16 protein-coding genes and 1 pseudogene are annotated in these 17398 nt (G+C 72.0%); 7 read left to right on the forward strand and 10 right to left on the reverse strand.

What is annotated here, in order from left to right; all coding sequences use genetic code 11:
- Positions 1 to 2: 2 nt before the first annotated feature.
- The 4 genes and pseudogenes from OOJ91_RS14910 to OOJ91_RS14925 form a co-directional block, all read right to left on the reverse strand.
- On the reverse strand, positions 3 to 1484 hold the full coding sequence (locus tag OOJ91_RS14910) for a 2-hydroxymuconic semialdehyde dehydrogenase (RefSeq protein WP_266249683.1): 1482 nt from the start codon (positions 1482 to 1484) through the stop codon (positions 3 to 5).
- 23 nt (positions 1485 to 1507) lie between these two features.
- Complete coding sequence (locus OOJ91_RS14915) at positions 1508 to 2845, reverse strand: FAD-dependent oxidoreductase (RefSeq protein WP_266245514.1); 1338 nt, start codon at positions 2843 to 2845, stop codon at positions 1508 to 1510.
- Positions 2846 to 2922: 77 nt separating this feature from the next.
- Positions 2923 to 4185: pseudogene (gene kynU, locus OOJ91_RS14920) on the reverse strand (kynureninase); the annotation flags it as partial.
- A 14-nt stretch (positions 4186 to 4199) separates the two neighbouring features.
- Positions 4200 to 5102, reverse strand: coding sequence for a tryptophan 2,3-dioxygenase (locus OOJ91_RS14925; RefSeq protein ID WP_266249685.1), 903 nt, complete (start codon positions 5100 to 5102; stop codon positions 4200 to 4202).
- A 148-nt stretch (positions 5103 to 5250) separates the two neighbouring features.
- Here OOJ91_RS14925 and OOJ91_RS14930 point away from each other — a divergent pair, with 148 nt between their 5' ends.
- The 3 genes from OOJ91_RS14930 to OOJ91_RS14940 all read left to right on the forward strand — a co-directional run bounded on the left by OOJ91_RS14930 (position 5251) and on the right by OOJ91_RS14940 (position 7210).
- Complete coding sequence (locus OOJ91_RS14930; protein ID WP_266245517.1) at positions 5251 to 5715, forward strand: Lrp/AsnC family transcriptional regulator; 465 nt, start codon at positions 5251 to 5253, stop codon at positions 5713 to 5715.
- A gap of 130 nt (positions 5716 to 5845) precedes the next feature.
- Positions 5846 to 6367: a hypothetical protein gene (locus tag OOJ91_RS14935; protein ID WP_266245518.1), complete on the forward strand. Its 522-nt coding sequence runs from the start codon at positions 5846 to 5848 to the stop codon at positions 6365 to 6367.
- 75 nt (positions 6368 to 6442) lie between these two features.
- Entirely contained in the window at positions 6443 to 7210 is a 768-nt protein-coding gene (locus OOJ91_RS14940; protein WP_266249688.1) for a class F sortase, read from the forward strand.
- Here OOJ91_RS14940 and OOJ91_RS14945 read toward each other — a convergent pair.
- Positions 7156 to 7929, reverse strand: coding sequence for a TioE family transcriptional regulator (locus OOJ91_RS14945; RefSeq protein ID WP_266245521.1), 774 nt, complete (start codon positions 7927 to 7929; stop codon positions 7156 to 7158). The two genes, OOJ91_RS14940 and OOJ91_RS14945, sit on opposite strands and share 55 nt — an antisense overlap.
- A gap of 54 nt (positions 7930 to 7983) precedes the next feature.
- Here OOJ91_RS14945 and OOJ91_RS14950 point away from each other — a divergent pair, with 54 nt between their 5' ends.
- Positions 7984 to 9570, forward strand: coding sequence for a DUF6194 family protein (locus OOJ91_RS14950; RefSeq protein ID WP_266245524.1), 1587 nt, complete (start codon positions 7984 to 7986; stop codon positions 9568 to 9570).
- Positions 9571 to 9751: 181 nt separating this feature from the next.
- On the opposite strand, the gene OOJ91_RS14955 is transcribed toward OOJ91_RS14950, so the two are convergent.
- A complete protein-coding gene (locus OOJ91_RS14955; RefSeq protein WP_074313833.1) occupies positions 9752 to 10288 on the reverse strand; it encodes an HNH endonuclease in 537 nt (178 codons plus the stop codon).
- A 158-nt stretch (positions 10289 to 10446) separates the two neighbouring features.
- Between OOJ91_RS14955 and OOJ91_RS14960 the strand changes: the two genes are divergently transcribed.
- The 3 genes from OOJ91_RS14960 (at position 10447) to OOJ91_RS14970 (ending at position 13726) form a co-directional block, all read left to right on the forward strand.
- Entirely contained in the window at positions 10447 to 11613 is a 1167-nt protein-coding gene (locus tag OOJ91_RS14960) for a mechanosensitive ion channel family protein (RefSeq protein WP_266245532.1), read from the forward strand.
- Positions 11614 to 11848: 235 nt separating this feature from the next.
- On the forward strand, positions 11849 to 13228 hold the full coding sequence (locus OOJ91_RS14965; protein ID WP_266245533.1) for an MFS transporter: 1380 nt from the start codon (positions 11849 to 11851) through the stop codon (positions 13226 to 13228).
- A 69-nt stretch (positions 13229 to 13297) separates the two neighbouring features.
- A complete protein-coding gene (locus tag OOJ91_RS14970) occupies positions 13298 to 13726 on the forward strand; it encodes a globin (protein ID WP_439117067.1) in 429 nt (142 codons plus the stop codon).
- 33 nt (positions 13727 to 13759) lie between these two features.
- Here the strand turns inward: OOJ91_RS14970 and OOJ91_RS14975 are convergent, their stop codons facing one another.
- From OOJ91_RS14975 to ettA, 4 genes are all read right to left on the reverse strand, one after another.
- Positions 13760 to 14344, reverse strand: a complete 585-nt coding sequence (locus OOJ91_RS14975; protein ID WP_266245534.1) for a YbjN domain-containing protein — start codon at positions 14342 to 14344, stop codon at positions 13760 to 13762.
- A gap of 132 nt (positions 14345 to 14476) precedes the next feature.
- Positions 14477 to 15205 (reverse strand): hypothetical protein, encoded by a 729-nt coding sequence (locus OOJ91_RS14980; RefSeq protein WP_266245535.1) that lies wholly within the window; start codon positions 15203 to 15205, stop codon positions 14477 to 14479.
- A complete protein-coding gene (locus tag OOJ91_RS14985; protein ID WP_266245537.1) occupies positions 15202 to 15645 on the reverse strand; it encodes an acyl-CoA thioesterase in 444 nt (147 codons plus the stop codon). Before OOJ91_RS14985 ends, OOJ91_RS14980 begins: the two co-directional genes overlap by 4 nt.
- Positions 15645 to 17321 carry an energy-dependent translational throttle protein EttA gene (gene ettA, locus OOJ91_RS14990; protein WP_266249690.1) on the reverse strand — a complete coding sequence of 559 codons (1677 nt, stop codon included), beginning with the start codon at positions 17319 to 17321 and terminating at the stop codon, positions 15645 to 15647. Before ettA ends, OOJ91_RS14985 begins: the two co-directional genes overlap by 1 nt.
- Positions 17322 to 17398: the final 77 nt, after the last annotated feature.

A 17398-nucleotide genomic window follows, 5' to 3' on the forward strand; every position in this document is an offset into this window, starting at 1 on the left:
GCTCACGACAGGTCCACGCAGACGTTCGTGAGTTCGGAGTAGAAGTTCAAGGAGTGCACGCCGCCCTCCCTGCCGATGCCGGACGCCTTCACCCCGCCGAACGGGGTCCGCAGATCACGCAGGAACCACGTGTTGATCCAGACGATCCCTGCGTCAAGTCGGGCGCCGGCCCGGTGCGCGACGCCCACGTCCCGGGTCCACACGGTCGCCGCGAGGCCGTACTCGGTGCCGTTCGCCAGGGCGTACGCCTCGTCCTCGGTGTCGAACGGCGCGACGTGCACCACCGGGCCGAAGATCTCCTCCCGGTTGGTGCGGGCGTCCGGGCCGAGGCCGGTGAGCACCGTCGGCTGCACGTACGACCCGCCGTCGCGGGCGTCACCGAAGGTGGGCGTGCCGCCGCCGGTGAGCACCTCGGCGCCCTCGATCCGAGCCAGCTCGTACGCGCCGAGCACCTTCGCCCGGTGCTGCGGGGAGATGAGCGGCATGGTTGCGGTGGCCTCGTCGGTAGGCCAGCCGTACGCCAGCTCGCCGGCCCGCTTCGCCAGCCGGGCGGTGAACTCCTCGAAGACCGGGCGCTGCACGTAGATGCGCTCGGTGCACAGGCACACCTGCCCGCCGTTGGTGAAGCTGGACCGCATCGAGCCGGCCACCGCAGCGTCCAGGTCGGCGTCGGCGAAGACCAGGCCGGCGTTCTTGCCGCCCAGCTCGAAGCTCACCGCCTTCACGCCGTCGGCGGCGGCCCGCATGATCGCCCCGCCGGTGGCCGACTCGCCGGTGAAGGTGATCGCGTCGACGCCCGGGTGACGGGTGAGGAACTCGCCGGCCGAGTCCGGGCCGAACCCGTGGACCAGGTTGAACACCCCGTCGGGTACGCCGGCGGCGGCCATCACCTCGGCGAGCACCGTCGCCGAGGCGGGCGTCTCCTCGCTGGGCTTGACCACGACGGCGTTGCCGCAGGCGAGCGCCGGGGCGACCTTCCAGGTGAGCAGCAGCAGCGGCAGGTTCCACGGCACGATGACCGCGACCACGCCGACGGGCTTGCGCAGCGCGTAGTTCAGCGCCCGACCGCCGGTCGGGGTGACGGTGGTGAACGACTCGGTGGGCGCGGTCGCCACGATCTCGGCGAACGCCCGGAAGTTCGCCGCCCCACGCGGGATGTCGAGCGTGCGGGCCTGGGCGATTGACTTGCCGGTGTCGGCCACCTCGGCGGTGACCAGGTCGTCGAAGCGACGTTCCAGCTCGTCGGCGACACGGCGCAGCACCTCGGCGCGTTCCCGTTCCCCCATCCGCCCCCACGGCCCCCGCAGGGCCGCGCGGGCGGCGGCGACCGCGTCGTCCACAGTGGAACGCGCTGCCTCGGCCACCTCGAAGACCGGCTCGCCGGTCACCGGGCTCACCTTGGTGAACGTCGACCCGCCGTCGACGAACTCGCCGCCCACGAAGTTGCGCAGCCGCGACGGCCCGGCCGGCGCGCGGCCGGTCATCAGCGTGGCGTCCCAGGTGCCTGTCATGCGCGCCTCCCTCGGCCGAGCGCCGCCGTGATCGCGCCCACCAGCAGCAGCGCGGCACCACAGGCGACCGCGCCGAGCACCCGGTGCTGCCGGCGGACCCGGCGGCGCACCTCGGCGTACGGGGTGGTGGTGAAGGACACCAGCTCGTACTGGGAAACGTACCGGCCGGGCAGTGCCCGTTCCAGTGCGTGCTCCACCCGCCGCCGGGTCTGGAAGACCGGGGAGGCGACCCTGTCCCGCATCTCCACGAAGTTGGTGAGCGCCATCTGCGCGATGGCCTCGGCGTTCTCCTGGCGGCGGCGCTGGAACAGCGGCAACGCCGCCGACCACTCGTCGTCGCACTCGTCGAGACAGCGGTCCAGCTCGACGACGTCCTCGAAGGCGCAGTTCGCACCCTGGCCGTAGAACGGCACGATGGCGTGCGCCGCGTCGCCGAGCAGGCCGACAGTGCCGTTGACCTGCCAGGGGGTGCTGCGCACCGTGCCGAGCACGCCCACCGGGTTGTGCTTGTAGTCGTCGACCAGGTTCGGGGCCAGCGGCACCACGTCCGGGTAGTGCTCGGTGAAGTGCCGCTCGATCGCCAGCGGATTGTCCAGGGCCGCGAAGCTGCCGGCGCCGTCGTTGGGCCAGAACAGCGTGCAGGTGAAGGACCGGTCCGGGTTCGGCAGCGCGATCATCATCGAGGTGCCCCGCGGCCAGATGTGCAGGGCGTCCGGGTCCAAGGCGAAGTCCCCGCCCAGCGGCGGAATCGTCAGCTCCTTGTAGCCGTAGTCGAGGAAGTCCACGCTCTCGCGCAGCAGCCCGTACGCCAGCAGTTGCCCGCGGACCGCGGAGCCTGCGCCGTCGGCGCCCAGGACGACCGACGCCTTCGCGCCCACCGTGCCCTGCGGGGTGTCGAAGCTCAGGGCGCCGTCGGCCGGATCGAGCCCGACGAGCCGGTGGTCGAAGACGACCCGGACCCCGGGCAGCGCGGCCGCCGCGTCCAGCAGGGCGTTGTTCAGCGCGCCCCGGCTGATCGAGTTGATCGCCCGGTCACCGGCAGCGCTGTACGACTGGAACTGCGGCTCCCCCTCGACCGGATGGATCATCCGGCCGCGCATCGGCAGCGCGTCCGTCATCACCTGCTCGGCCAGACCGATCCGGCGCAACGCGTCCAACCCGCGCTCGGAGAGCGCCAGGTTGATCGAGCGCCCCCGCTCGGCCGTGCCGACACGCGGGTCGGGCCGACGCTCGTAGAGGGCCACCGGGTAGCCACGCCGGGCCAGGAAGCAGGCGGCCAGACAGCCGGCCAGGCCGGCGCCGATGATCGCGATCTCGTCCCGCCGCGCGGTCATGCTGAGCCGCCTTTCGTTCCCGACTGCGGGGCTCGCAACCCCGGCTCACTCCTCGCGCTCACAGAGGTCACCTGCCCCACCGTCGCCGCCAACGCGGCGGCGGCCCGCCAACAGTCGAGGTACGTGGAGTAGAGCGGCACCGGGGCGAAGCGGACGATGTCCGGCTCGCGGGCGTCGGCGATGACGCCGTGCTCGTGCCGCAGTCGCTTGGTCAGCTCGGCGGCGTTGCCGGCGCCGACGCGTACCGACAGTTGGCAACCCCTGCGGGCCGGGTCGCGCGGGGTGACCACGCGCAGCGGCCGGTCGGCGGTGACCTCGTCGAGCAGCAGTTCCAGCCAACCGGTGAGCCGGAGGCTGCGCTCTCGCAGCGCCGGCATGCCTACCGCGTCGAACAGCTCCAGCGAGGTCCGCACCGGACCCATCGCGAAGATCGGCGGGTTGGAGATCTGCCACGCCTCCACTGTGGACGGCGGCCGGGACACCGGCGTCATCTCGAACCGGGTGGCCGCCGCGGTGCTCCACCACCCCTCGAAGCGCGGCAGGTCGGGATCGCCGAGGTGCCGCTCGTGCACGAAGACGCCGGCAAGCGCGCCCGGCCCCGAGTTCAGGTACTTGTAGGAGCACCAGGCCGCGAAGTCGACGTCCCAGTCGTGCAGGGCCAGCGGCACGTTGCCCACCGCGTGCGCCAGGTCCCAGCCGACCACCGCGCCGGCCGCCCGACCGGCCGCCGTGATCGCCGGGATGTCCAGCAGCTCACCGGTGAGGTAGTTGACCCCGCCGAGCAGCACCAGCGCCACCCGGTCACCCTCGGCGGCCAGGTAGTCGGTGACGTCCTCGGTGCGCAACGCGTCCTCGCCGGGGCGCGGCCGCAGCCGGACCACCGTGTCGTCCGGGTCCAGCCCGTGGAAGCGGGCCTGGCTGCGCACCGCGTAGCTGTCCGAGGGGAACGCGCTGTCCTCGATGACGATGCGGGTCCGGACGCCGGCCGGCCGGTAGAAGCTGACCATCAGCAGGTGCAGGTTGACCGTGAGGGAGTTCATCACCACGGCCTCCGCGGGCCGGGCGCCGACAAGTCGCGCGGCCGGCCCGGTCAACAGCTCGTGGTACGGCAGCCAGGCGCGCTCCGCCTCCAGGTGCCCCTCGACGCCGAGCCGCCCCCAGGCGTCCAGGTCGGCGAGGAGTTCCTCGCGGGTGGCCCGGGGTTGCAGGCCGAGCGAGTTGCCGGCGAGGTACGCCGACTCGGGGTGGTCGCCGCCATCGGCCGGCGGCACGTGGAACAGGTGCCTGTGACCCGGGTCGGCCTGGTCGAGGCGGAGGGCCTCGCTCTCTGGGATGTGCATGTCTCGCTCTCCGGTCACATCGCGGTACGGGCCGACCACAGCTCCGGGAAGACCACCCGGGACATGCTGCGCTGAAGCCACGCCAGGCCTGCGGAACCGCCGCTGCCGACCTTGGCGCCCATCGTCCGCTGCACCGCCTTGACGTGGTTCCACCGCCAGTCGCCGAACTCCTCGGCGACGCCGCTCAGCGCCTCACCGAGCAGCCGCAGGTGGTTGTCCGGGCCGCCGTCGTCGTAGATCCGCACCCAGGCCGCCTCGACCAACGGGTGCGGGTCGTGTTCGACGGCCACGTCCCGGTCGAGCAGGTCGGCGGGAAGGTCGAAACCGCGTCGGGCGAGCAGCGCGAGCACATCGTCCCAGAGGCTCGGGGTGGCCAGTGCGGCGCTCAGCTCGGCGTGCACCTCGGCCTGCCGGCGGAACGGGCGGATCAGCGTCGGGTCGCGCAGCCCGAGCAGGAACTCCAGCTGTCGGTACATCGCCGACTGGAAGCCGGAGGCCTCGCCGAGCAGATTGCGGAACCGGTTGAAGTCGGCCGGGCTCATCCAGCGCAGGCCCTGCCACGCCGCGTTGAGCCCCTCCAGGTGCAGCTTCGCGCGGCCCAGCGGGGCCAGCGCCTCCCAGATCTGGTCGGCGCGAATCAGCCGCTGCGTCTCCCGCAGCTCGTGGCAGGTCAGCCCGAAGTACAGCTCCATGATCTGGCTGACCATCAGGAAGGACATCTCGCCCGGGTCGTTGCTGAGCGGGTGCTGCATCTTGTGCAGAGCGCTGGCCTGCACGTACGCGTCGTACGGCACCATGTCGGCGAACTCAAGGGTCGGCTCGCCGCCGGTGCGCTCCGCCTGCGCCGCGCGCTGCCCGGGGGTCACCGGTTGCACCGTGGCGACGCGGTTCGGCGCCCGCCGCTCCGTCTGATCCATCATCTCGTCTCCCTCCCCCGGACCAACCGACGTCATGATCTCGCGGTGGGATCGGCCTGCGGAATGCCGGATCAACGGCACTTGTGGGCCTGACCTGACGAACTGAAGGCAGCTAGGCGAATTCGGTTCACGAAAGTAAGGTTCGAGCGTGGACGACATGGACTGGGCGCTGCTGCGCGAGTTGCAGGCCGACGCCCGGCTCTCCTTCAGCGAGTTGTCCCGGCGCGTGCACCTGTCCCCACCAGCGGTCGCCGAGCGGGTCCGCCGGCTGGAGGAGGCCGGGGTGATCACCGGCTACCACGCCCACGTGGACCTGACCCGGGCCGGCCGTACTGTGGTCGCCCTGATCCGGATGTCCTGCTACGGCGCGCGGTGCATCCTGCACGATCCGGAGGTGTCCGGCTGGCCGGAGATCCTGGAGATCCACCGGATCACCGGCGACGCGTGCAGCATGCTCAAGGTGGCCGCCGGCTCGATCGGCGACTTCGAGGCCGTCATCGACAGGCTCGCCCCGTACGGCCAGCCGTCGAGCACCATGGTCCTGTCGTCACCGCTGGACTGGCGGCCGATCACCCCGCTCCCGCCCGCCGACGCCGCCTCCCGCCGCCGCTGACTCCGCCCCGCCGCTGAGTCCGCCCCACCGCTGGCTCCGCCCCGCCGCTGGTTTGCCTCCGCACCAGCGGGAACTCAGCGCCCGTGCCCAGGGGAGGGTTCCGGCGGTCGTCGCCGGTTGGGGGGAAATCATGCAGGGACTTCGCACGATCAACCGCGCGCTCTCGTCCGTACTGACACTTGTGGGGCTCATCGGGGCGTTCGTCCTGTTGTCGGTCGCGCCGGCGCGCGCCGGTGAGAACACCTTCATCGAGGTGACACCGAACAGCGTCCCGGCGGGCAGCCGGGTCACGATCCGCGCGAGCTGCGACAACAACAACGATCGACAGGCCAACGTGCACTCCGACGCGTTCGGGCACGTGATGCTCAGGCCGGACAACGGCTTCCTCAAGGGGGAGGTCACCGTTCCGGGCAACAAGGAACCCGGTGACTACCAGGTCGACCTGCGCTGCCAGAACAACCAGACGGCCCAGACGATGCTGACCGTGCTCAACATGGCCTCGCCCAGCAAGGGTCCGGCGACCGGGGGCGGCGGCACCGCGGGTGGCCGGGGCACCGGCTCGGTCCTGGTCGTCGGCGGCGTGGCCCTGGTGGCCGCAGCGGTCGCGCTCGGCATGGCCGGCGGCCGGCGTCGGAGCGGAGCCGGCTCCTGAGCCGGACCTGCCATGACCCGCAGATCCGCGCGTGCGCGGTCGGACCACCGTGCCCGCCTCCGGGCCGCGGCGGCCCTGCGCGCCTCCGGACGGCTGGTGGCTCGGGCCTCGGGTCGGCTGCGCCGGGTCGCCGGGCAGGCGGGGTCCGCGAGCGTCGCCACCACTGATCCGGACGCCCGGCCGCTGCCACCGAGCCGTCGGGTCGGGTCGACGCGGCGTCGGCTCGGCACCGGCCCGGGACTGCCGGTCCTGGCCGTGGCCACGCTTATGGTGCTGATCGTGGCGATGCTGGGCGTCGAGCAGGTGACCGGGGTGAGTCTGCTGCCGGAGCGGATCAGCGCCGGCCTGCGACCGCCGCCGAAGAAGTTCCCGGTGCTGCCTGCCAGCCGCCCCACGGCGCTCGCCATCGGCAAGATCGACCTGCGGGCGCCGCTGCACGACGTGGGCATCGCCCCGGACGGCACCATCGCCGTGCCCGACGTGGCCCGCGCCCAGGAGGCCGGCTGGTACGACCAGGGCCCCACCCCCGGCCAGTACGGGCCGGCGGTGATCGTCGGCCATGTGGACACCACCACCGGCCCGGCCGTCTTCCACCAACTGCGGGAGCTGCGCGCAGGCGACCAGATCGAGGTCACCCGCTCCGACGGGCGGGTCGCGGTCTTCGAGGTGGACTCGGTGCAGCGGTTCGACAAGGACCGGCTGCCGGTGGACGAGGTGTACGGCGACTTCAGCCGCCCCAGCCTGCGGCTGATCACCTGCGGCGGCCGGTGGGTGGGCGGTGAGCGGGGCTACTCGGACAACCTGGTGGTCTTCGCCTCGCTGGTCAAGACCCGCGACGGTTGATCGTCGGCGTCGAGGTACTCGGCGAGCCGGGCGGCCCCGGTGAGCATCGCCCGGCCGCGCTCGGTCAGCCGTCGACGCCACTGGCCGAGCGAGGCGGCGAGCGGTCCGGCGCCACCGGCGTCACGCACCCGGCGCAGCACGTCGGCGATGTGGTCCAGCCGGTATCCGCCCCGACGCAGCAGATGCGCGAGTTCGGCGTCCCGGACGTCGTCGGGCGAGTAGACGCGGTGGCCTGTCACCCGGTCGCGCTCCGGCCGCAGGATCCCGGCCGACTCCCACTTGCGCAGGGTCGCGGGTCGTACGCCGAGGCGGTGTGCGAGCACGCTTATCGGCACGGCGCCGCGGCCCTGCGGCGCGGGCGCAGTCGCGGTGAGAGTCGTGACCGCTGCCTCGACCGCGTCCAGGGTCTCCCGGTCACGCTGCAGCAGCCCATGACCGTTGTCGATCGTGCGCAACGCCGTCTCGATCTCGCCCCGGTTGACGGCGCGCATGATGTCGCCGCTGGCCGCGTGGCCATGACCCACGATGAGCGCGAGGTAGGCGCTCAGGGCCTTGGCGTGCACCTCGGTGAACCGGCGGTACCCGGTCGCGGTGCGCTCGGCCGGCGGCAGCACGCCGTCTCGTTCGTAGTTGCGGACGGCCTGCGCCGACAGCCCGTGTCGGCGGGCGAGGTCGACCGGTCGGCGTACCCCCGGGTTTGAGGGTTTTGGGGTTGTCACCGCGCTCCCTCGCTCTGAAGTCTCCACCGCTGGTGCAACGATACGGTTGATGCAATGACCACCCTTCTTGACCTGCTCGCCGACTCGCCGACACTGCTCGCGCTCGGTGAGCCGACGCACGGCGAATCCGCCTTCCTCCAGATCCGCAACGACGCCTTCCTGACGCTGGCCGAGCACGGCTACCGGTCGATCGCCCTGGAGAGCGACCGGGCCGCGGGACTGCTCGCCGACGAGTTCGTGCGGGGCGCGGCCGTGCCGCTCGACCGCGTGCTCGCCGAGGGGTTCAGCCACGGGTTCGGCGCCGCGCCGGCCAATCGTGACCTGCTGCTGCGGATGCGCGAGTGGAACGACGGCCGGCCCGCCGCCGAGCGCCTGAGCCTTCATGGCTTCGACGCCCCGCTGGAGATCGAGGGCGCCCCGAGCCCGCGCCGCCACCTGATGCGGGTGTGCGACTTCCTCGACCTGGACCGATCGGAGGAGATCGACGATCTCGTCGGGGACGAGGCCCGGTGGAGCGACACGGCCGCGATCTGGGAGCCGGGCCGGTCGATCGGACGCTCGTCCGACGCCCAGCGACTGCGGGTGCTCGCCGACGACCTGCTGACCGAGCTGTACCTGCAGGCACACCGACGGTCCGACGGCTGGGCGGCGGCCTTCGTCCATGCCACGTCGGCGGTCGCGCTGCTGCGCTACCACGCGGCGGCCGCTGCGCCACTGGCCCAGGGGGAACGCTTCGCCCGCCTGGCCGCTGTCCGGGACGCCCTGATGGCCGAGAACCTGCTCGCGATCCGGGCGGTCGAGGCGGACCGTGGACCCACGCTCGTCTTCGCGCACAACGCGCACCTCCAGCGCCACCCGAGCACGATGACTCTGGGCGCGACGGAGGTGTCGTGGGCCGGCGCCGGGGCGATAGTCGGAGCGCTGCTCGGCGAGCGGTACGCGGTGATCGTCGGCAGCCTCGGCGCGAGCCCCGCCCTCGGCATCTCCGCGCCCGCCGCGTCGACCTACGAGGGCAGGCTCCAGCGGCAGGTCACCCTCCCCGGGTACGTCCCCACGGCCGAGATCGGTCCGGCCGAGCGGAGAACGCACGACTACCGCTACTTCCCGCTGGACCAGGCCACCGTCGACCACGCCGACGCGGTGCTGCACATCCCGACCGGGGTCGACGCGCCAGTGCTCGCCGACCGGATCCTCGCTCTGCCCGGCGTCGAGCAGGTGGTGGCGAGCGCGGCGAACGGGTCACCCGAGGGCGCCTGGGGCGACAGGTTCTTCTCCGTCGGCTCGGACCACCGCCGGCCGTTCGCGACAATCGTCGAGCACGACGTGCCCGGCTTCGACGAGGCCGCGCAACTGGACCGCCCCGGCGTCTTCCGCCTCAACCTGGACCTGGGGCGGGCCGAGTTCGAGAGGCTGTTCGGCTTCCCACCGAAGGCGTTCGAGGAGCACCGCGACGCCTTCGACTTCGCCCGGCTGGACACGGTCACGCCGCATCCGGGGTACGCGCTGCACGGCTTCGCCAGCATCGTGATGCCGGGTCCGCAGATGCTGCCCGAGGTCGACCGGCTACTCGCGATCGCCCACGGCCGGGCTGTCGACCGGCACGAACGCGCGACCCGGCGGGCAGCCGACCAGCGGGACTGAGCGGGCGGCGGGACTGAGCGGGCGGAGGGACTGAGCGGGCGGAGGGACTGAGCCGGCCGGCGCTTCAGCCCCGTCGGGGCTCGGGGTCAGGCGGCTGCCTCGGGGTCAGGCGGCCGCCTCGGGGTCAGGCGGCCGCCTCGGGGTCAGGCGGCTGCCTCGGGGTCAGGCGGCTGCCTCGGGGTCAGGCGGCTGCCTCGGGCTCGCGCAGGTCGAGCCAGTCGGCCCAGCGGGGGTCCGGAGCGCGGTGCCCGAGGACCCGCCAGGCGGTGCCCTTCGGCGCGGCCGGCAGGGCGTGCAGCCGCCAGCCCAGCTCCGCCGGGGTCTTGTCGCCCTTGGTGTGGTTGCACCGGGCGCACGCGGCGACCACGTTCTCCCAGGCGTGCCGGCCGCCCCGGCTGCGCGGGAAGACGTGGTCGATGGTCTCGGCCGGCCCCCGGCAGTAGGCGCACCGCCATCCGTCCCGGGCGAAGATCGCTCGGCGGGACAGCCCGACGTGGGTGCGGTAGGGCACCCGGACGAAGCGGGTCAGGCGGACCACCGACGGCACCGGCAGCGCGTCGCGGGCGCTGTGCAGGATGCCGTCACCGTCGGCGACGCAGACGGCCTTGGCGGAGAGGACGAGGATCGCGGCGCGACGCACCGACACGACACACAGGGGCTCGTAGGTGGCGTTGAGGACCAGCGCGCCGGAGCCCACCGTGGGTCGTATGTCAGGCATCGCGCTCACCCTCCCGGTTCAGCGGCTGCTGCAAAACGCCGCCGATCGGCGCCGGGCACGAGCGCCCGCACCGTCGACGCCCGTTCGATCACCGACGTCCGTTGCGCCAATAGTCCCTGATCGGACCCCGGATTGCACGCACTAATCCGGGGTCGGACATGAAGCTCTTTCCCGCACCTGTCACGATGGCCGGTTCGCCCCGGTCCGACCCGGCGCTCGGGCGCATCTCACCCGGCCGGTGGGTCGGCGGCAGCAGGTCCGGGACGTTGCGGTACGAAGACAGGGTGAGTGCCGCCAGCGGAACGCCCCTTGCCCTGCCCGACGCCGTATCGGTGAACTGCCAGGGCAGCACCTCCTGTGAGTGGATCTACGGGATCACCAGGTCGGCCTGGTTCGCCGAGGGCAGCTACTGGATCCTGCTCAAACCGCTGCGGGTGCTGCTGATACTTGCGCTCGCGATGGTGGCCCGCTGGGCGCTGCACCGGACGATCGACCGGCTGGTCCGGACGACCACCGACGGCGCGGTGCCGACCATGCTGCGGCCGCTGCGCGAGCGGGTGCCCACGGCCGCCGTCGACCCTGCCGAGTTCGTGCCGGAGCGTCGCCGGCAACGGGCCGAGGCGATCGGCTCGGTGCTACGCAGCCTGACCACCGCGTTCGTCTTCGGCATCGCGCTGCTGATGATCCTGCGCGAGTTCAGCTTCGACCTCGCTCCGCTGCTGGCCAGCGCCGGAATCGCCGGCGTCGCCCTGGGCTTCGGCGCGCAGAGCCTGGTCAAGGACCTGATCGCCGGGCTCTTCATGCTCATCGAGGATCAGTACGGCGTGGGCGACAACGTCGACCTGGGCGAGGCGACAGGTGTCGTGGAGTCGGTCGGGCTGCGGGTCACCACGGTCCGCGACGGGCGCGGCGTGCTCTGGTACATCCGCAACGGCGAGATCGTACGGGTCGGCAACAAGAGCCAGGGCTGGGCGCTTGTGGTCGTGGACCTGCCGATCGGCTTCAGCGGCACCGAGGAGGCCAACGCCGTGCTGCGGACTGCCGCCGCCTCGGTGGCTCTGGATCCGGAGCTGTCGCCGGAGATCGTGGAGGCGCCGGAGGTGCTTGGCGTCGAGCAGGTGACAGTGGATGGCGCCGTGATCCGTACGGTGGTGAAGACGACTGCCGACGGCCAGTTCGCGGTGGGTCGTGAGCTGCGCCGCAGGCTGGCAGAGGCGCTGGAGAACTCGGGGATCACCGCGCAGATCGCCGCCGCCCGCATCTATCCCGGTGTGTCGAGTCGGCCGTTGCCGGAGGGTGAGACCGGCCAGGGTGGTGCCACCTGACGCCGACGACACTGGCCAGCCATACAGGGGTCGCGAGCCGCCTGGCCCCTCAGGTATCGTCCGTTCGTTCAGTCGGGGATGCGACGAACGATCCGTTCGCCCTAGCTAGTTGTCAGACGATCGGGCAGAATCCGGAGCACGCGTTCCCGCCGGAGCGTGGTCACATCCTCGCTGATCCGTAGATCTGACGAGTGTTCCCGGCCCGGCCGCCACGAGTTGCCGCACCCGGGGGCCGATGGAGGCGACGGTGCCCGACGAGCGACCTTCCGCGGAAGGCCCGGCCACTTTTCGCGAAGTGTTCGCCCAGCGCGAGTTCCGGGCCGTCTTCACGGCCGGGACTCTGTCCTGGGTCGGTGACTACGTCGCCAAGGCCGCCGTGACCCTCCTCGTCTTCCAGGAGACCAGGTCCGTCGCGCTCTCCGCGGCCGCTTTCGCGGTCAGCTACCTGCCGTGGTTGCTGGGTGGCCCACTGCTCGCCGCCCTGGCCGAGCGGCACCCGTACCGCCGGGTGATGGTGACGTGCGACGTGATCCGCATGGCGCTGATGCTGCTCATCGCCCTCCCCGACCTGCCCGTTCCGGCGGTGCTGGTGCTCCTCTTCGCCTCCACCCTGGCCAACCCGCCGAGCCAGGCCGCGAAGTCCGCGCTGATGCCGCAGATCCTCGCCGGGGACCGGCTGGTGGTCGGTTTGTCGCTGAACGCCAGCATCGGACAGGCGGCCCAGGTCGTCGGCTACCTGCTCGGCACGGCCGTCGCCTCGATCGACCCGACGGTCGCGCTGTTGTTCAACGCGGCCACCTTCGGGCTGTCGGCGCTGTTGGTCCGCTCCGGCGTGCGGAAGCGGCCGGCGACGATGACCAGCGCGCACCGCTCGCACCTGCTCCGGGAGACCGGCCAGGGGTTCCAGATCGTGTTCGGCACACCTGTGCTGCGGGCCATCGCGGTGCTCGTGTTCAGCGCGATGCTGTTCTCGATCGTCCCGGAGGGGCTGGCCGCGGCGTGGGCCAACAAGGGCTTCCGCGGTGGCCTGGACGCGGGCACCGCGCAAGCGGTGATCATGGTCGCCAATCCACTGGGCTTCATCCTGGGTGGGCTGCTGGTGAGCCGACTGTTCGGCCCGACCCGCCGGCTGGCCCTGATGCGGCCCCTCGCGGTGCTCGCCCCGCTGGTGCTGGTGCCGGCGCTGTTCGACCCACCGCCGCTGGTGGTGGCGTTGCTGGCCGCCCTGTGCGGGTTCGCCGTCGCCGGGATGCTGCCGATGGCCAACGGACTCTTCGTCAGGGCGCTGCCGGACGGGTTCCGGGCCCGCGCATTCGGCGTGATGGCCACCGGCGTCCAGATCATCCAGGGTTTCGCGGTGCTTGCCACCGGGTTGCTCGCCGAGCGGTTCTCCATTCCGGTGGTGGTCGGGGTCTGGAGCGCCGCCGGGGTGCTGCTGATGACGATCGCCGCCGTGCGCTGGCCGGACAAGCAGACGGTGGACGACGCCATCGCCACGGCCGCCGCGGCCAACGCCGAGCCGACCCCCGATCCGGGCGGCACCGCCGCCGGCGGCACACCGACGGGCACCGACCTCCGGCCCGTCGACGGCCACCGCCGCCACGCGGTCAGCTGATCCACGGCGTGAGCCGACGCACGGCCTCCGGGTCGGTCCGGCGGCCGACGCACCTGGCAGGATGGAACGGTGAACCCCGCAGGTGAATCCGACAGTCCCGCTGCGTCGATGACCCTCTTCGAGGCTGTCGGCGGCGAACCCACCTTCCGCCGGCTGGTGGACGAGTTCTACGTCGGCGTCGCCACCGATCCCCTGCTGCGACCCATGTACCCGGAGGAGGACCTGGGTCCGGCGTCCGACCGGTTGACCCTGTTCCTGATGCAGTACTGGGGCGGGCCGAACACCTACTCCGCTCAGCGCGGCCACCCGCGGCTGCGCATGCGGCACGCCCCGTTCCGGATCGGCGTGGCCGAGCGGGACGCCTGGCTGCGGCACATGCGCCAGGCGGTGGACCGGCTCGACCTGGAGCCGCAGCTCGCCGTCGCCCTCTGGGACTACCTGGAGCGGGCCGCGTACTTCATGGTCAACGCCATGGAGGACCCGGCCGAGCGCGCCTGACGGCGCGCTCCGGCACGGGGGCCGCGAGCCGCCTCAGAGCAGCGCGCCCTCGTCGTGCAGCCAGTCCACGAAGCTGGTGGCCACTGCCGCGCCGCAGTCGAGCATCTCGACGAGCAGAGCGTCGTGGGTGCCAGCGCCCAGCGGCACCTGCAACTCGGCGTAGATCGGCAGCTGCCCGCGCTCGGTCGGGTCGCCGATGTACGCCTTGCAGAAGCGGCGGGTGTGGTTCCACTCGTTGACCACCCGGTAGGCCCGGTCGGCCCAGTCCGGCGGAACCGTGGCGTGCGGGCGGGCCCGCATCACCAGGATCTCGTCCTCGGGGCCCTCGAGGGTCACCAGCACCGCGTGCCGCTCCCACATGGCGAGCAGGTTGCCGTCGCCGTCGGCCAGGTAGCGCACGTCGAGCAGGTCGAGTGCGTCACAGACGCGGCGCAGGCTCACCGGCTCGATTGTCGCCGGCATCTCGGTCAGTACGGGTCGGTCGCTGCCCGGGCAGTCGTCCCCCGGCTGGCGAGGGCTCGGCGGTCCGACCCGGACCGCGCTCTCCACTGTGATCCCGCTTCGGGTTTCCGGATCGCCGCCCTCGGCGGGACCGGGGCGCCATGACCACCACGGCATCGCTCGTCGCACCTCACTCCCCAGCGGATCCAGCCGCCTACGGTGCGTTGGATCCGAGCATGGACGGTACCCGGACAGCCGGGTTGAAGCATCCCCCCAACGGCCGCACCGGCCCAGAAGAATGAGCAGGGGTCACCCGTTTGGATGAGTAGTGAGGGGTGTCACGGAAAGATCGGTGGCCTTCTGCAACCAGGCCGCTCCGTATGGTGCCACCAGGCCCACCCAACGGCCTGCCACGCGCACCTGCACCCCGGAGCGCGCCGGAGGATCGGCCAGGTCGTCGACCGCGCCGAGGAAGCCCATCCGGACCAGCCCCTGCACCAGCCGCTGCGGCACCTCGACGGCGGGGCCCGGCGGATCGTCCGGCGTGACCAGCACGGCCACGTGGTCGAGCAGCGCGTCGCGCAACGCGCGCTGACCCACCGCCCGGCCCGCCACCCCCTGCTCGCTCGCGGTGCGCAGGGTGCCCGCCGCCGCGTCGGCGATCCGCCGCAGCTCAATTGTGGGCAGCACCTCGACCGGCTCACTGCGCGTCGGTGGCAGCGGCCAGCGCCACTGCGCGTCGCGGCGGGCCGGCAACGTCGCGCCACCGCGTTCCAGCTCCGCCAGCAGGTCGGCGGCGCCCACTGTGACGTCTCCGGCGGCCCCACCGGCGACCGTCCGGGCCACCAGCACCTGCCACGGCAGTCGGGCGAACAGGGCGACCCGGCCGGGAGCACCGGCCGGCCGCAGCCGGACCGGCGCCGCCGGGTCCAGCCGGACCAACCGGGCCAGGAAGGCGCCCGCGTCGGCCACGCCTGTCACGCCGTGCCCGGACGGCGACGCCGCCCGGTCCGGGCCGACGGTGCCCGGTCGCGTCACGCCCCGCCGCCCGGGGCGTACGTGAGCAGGAAATCCCGCTCCTCTGCGGTGATCCGCCGGGGCACCTGGCGGGTCAGGTCGAACGGCACAAGTACCGAGCGGGCGCGGCTGGCCAGCACCTCGCCGTCGTACAGCTCGTACGCGACGGTGAACCGCGACGCCTTGATCTCCTCCACCCACAGCTCGATGCGGACGGTGGGCGCGGCCTCCGCGGTGGCCCGACCCAGCGCGTAGTCGACCGGGCGCAGGTAGTCGACCTCGTGCCGGCGGATCACCACTCCGTCGGCGAACGAACCCACGCCCCAGGCCCGGCCGCCGGCGAACATCAACGCCACCCGCGCCTCCTCGTAGAGCGTGAGGAAGCGCGAGTTGTTGACGTGGCCGTACGCGTCCAGGTCGGACCAGCGCAGCGTGCAGTGGTAGACGAACCGGTCGGACATCAGTCGCGGGTCAGCTTGCGGTAGGTCACCCGGTGCGGCCGGGCAGCCTCCGCGCCGAGGCGGTCGATCTTGTTCTTCTCGTACGCCTCGAAGTTGCCCTCGAACCAGAACCACTTGGCCGGGTCCTGGTCGTCGCCCTCCCAGGCCAGGATGTGCGTGGCGACCCGGTCCAGGAACATCCGGTCGTGGGAGATGACCACGGCGCAGCCGGGGAACTCCAGCAGGGCGTTCTCCAGGCTGGAGAGCGTCTCCACGTCCAGGTCGTTGGTCGGCTCGTCGAGCAGGATGACGTTGCCGCCGATCTTCAGGGTCAGCGCCAGGTTGAGCCGGTTGCGCTCACCGCCGGAGAGCACCTTTGTCGGCTTCTGCTGGTCCGGACCCTTGAACCCGAACGCGGCGATGTACGCCCGCGAGGGCATCTCGACCTTGCCGACCATCAGGTAGTCCAGCCCGTCGGAGACGACCTCCCAGACGGTCTTGTCGCCGTCGAGGCCCTGCCGGTTCTGGTCGACGTACGACAGCGAGACGGTGGGGCCGACGCGGACCTCGCCGCCGGTCGGCTCCTCCAGCCCGACGATGGTCTTGAACAGCGTGGTCTTGCCGACGCCGTTCGGACCGATGATGCCGACGATGCCGTTACGCGGCAGCGAGAACGACAGGTTGTCGATCAGCAGCCGGTCGCCGAAGCCCTTGCTGAGGACCTGCGCCTCGATCACCGTGCTGCCCAGGCGCGGGCCCGGCGGGATCTGGATCTCCTCGAAGTCCAGCTTGCGGGTCTTCTCCGCCTCGTTGGCCATCTCGTCGTACCGGTCCAGGCGGGCCTTGGACTTGGTCTGCCGGGCCTTGGCGTTGGAGCGGACCCACTCCAGCTCCTCGGTGAGGCGCTTCTTCATCTTGGCGTCGCGACGACCCTCGACGGCCAGCCGGGCGGCCTTCTTCTCCAGGTAGGTGGAGTAGTTGCCCTCATACCCGATCGCCCGGCCGCGGTCCAGCTCCAGGATCCAGCCGGCCACCTTGTCCAGGAAGTACCGGTCGTGGGTGATCGCCATGACGGTGCCGGCGTACTTGGCCAGGTGCTGCTCCAGCCAGGAGACGCTCTCCGCGTCCAGGTGGTTGGTGGGCTCGTCGAGCAGCAGCAGGTCGGGCGCCTCCAGCAGCAGCTTGCAGAGCGCGACGCGGCGGCGCTCACCGCCGGAGAGCTGGGTCACGTCGGCGTCCGGCGGCGGGCAGCGCAGCGCGTCCATGGCGAGTTCGAGCTTGGAGTCGATGTCCCACGCGTCGGCGTGGTCAAGCTCCTCCTGGAGCTTGCCCATCTCCTCCATCAGCTCGTCGGAGTAGTCGGTAGCCATCTGCTCGGCGATCTTGTTGAACCGCTCCAGCTTGGCCTTGGTCTCGGCGACCGCCTCCTCGACGTTGCCGAGGACGGTCTTGGCGTCGTTGAGCGGGGGCTCCTGGGCGAGCATGCCGACTGTGTAGCCGGGCATCAGCCGGGCCTCGCCGTTGCTCGGCTTGTCCAGCCCTGCCATGATCTTGAGGAGGCTGGACTTACCGGCGCCGTTCGGGCCGACCACACCGATCTTGGCCCCCGGCAGGAAGCTCAGCGTCACGTTGTCGAGCACGACCTTGTCGCCGTGCGCCTTGCGCGCCTTTTCCAGGACGTAGATGTACTGGGCCACGGTGCGGGCTACCTCCGTCGGATTGCTGTCGCCTGAGTCGGCGGCGCGGCGCGGGCTGGGACCTGCACCCGCCGCCG

The sequence above is a fragment of the Micromonospora lupini genome (genome assembly GCF_026342015.1).
Classification (GTDB): Bacteria; Actinomycetota; Actinomycetes; order Mycobacteriales; family Micromonosporaceae; genus Micromonospora; species Micromonospora lupini_B.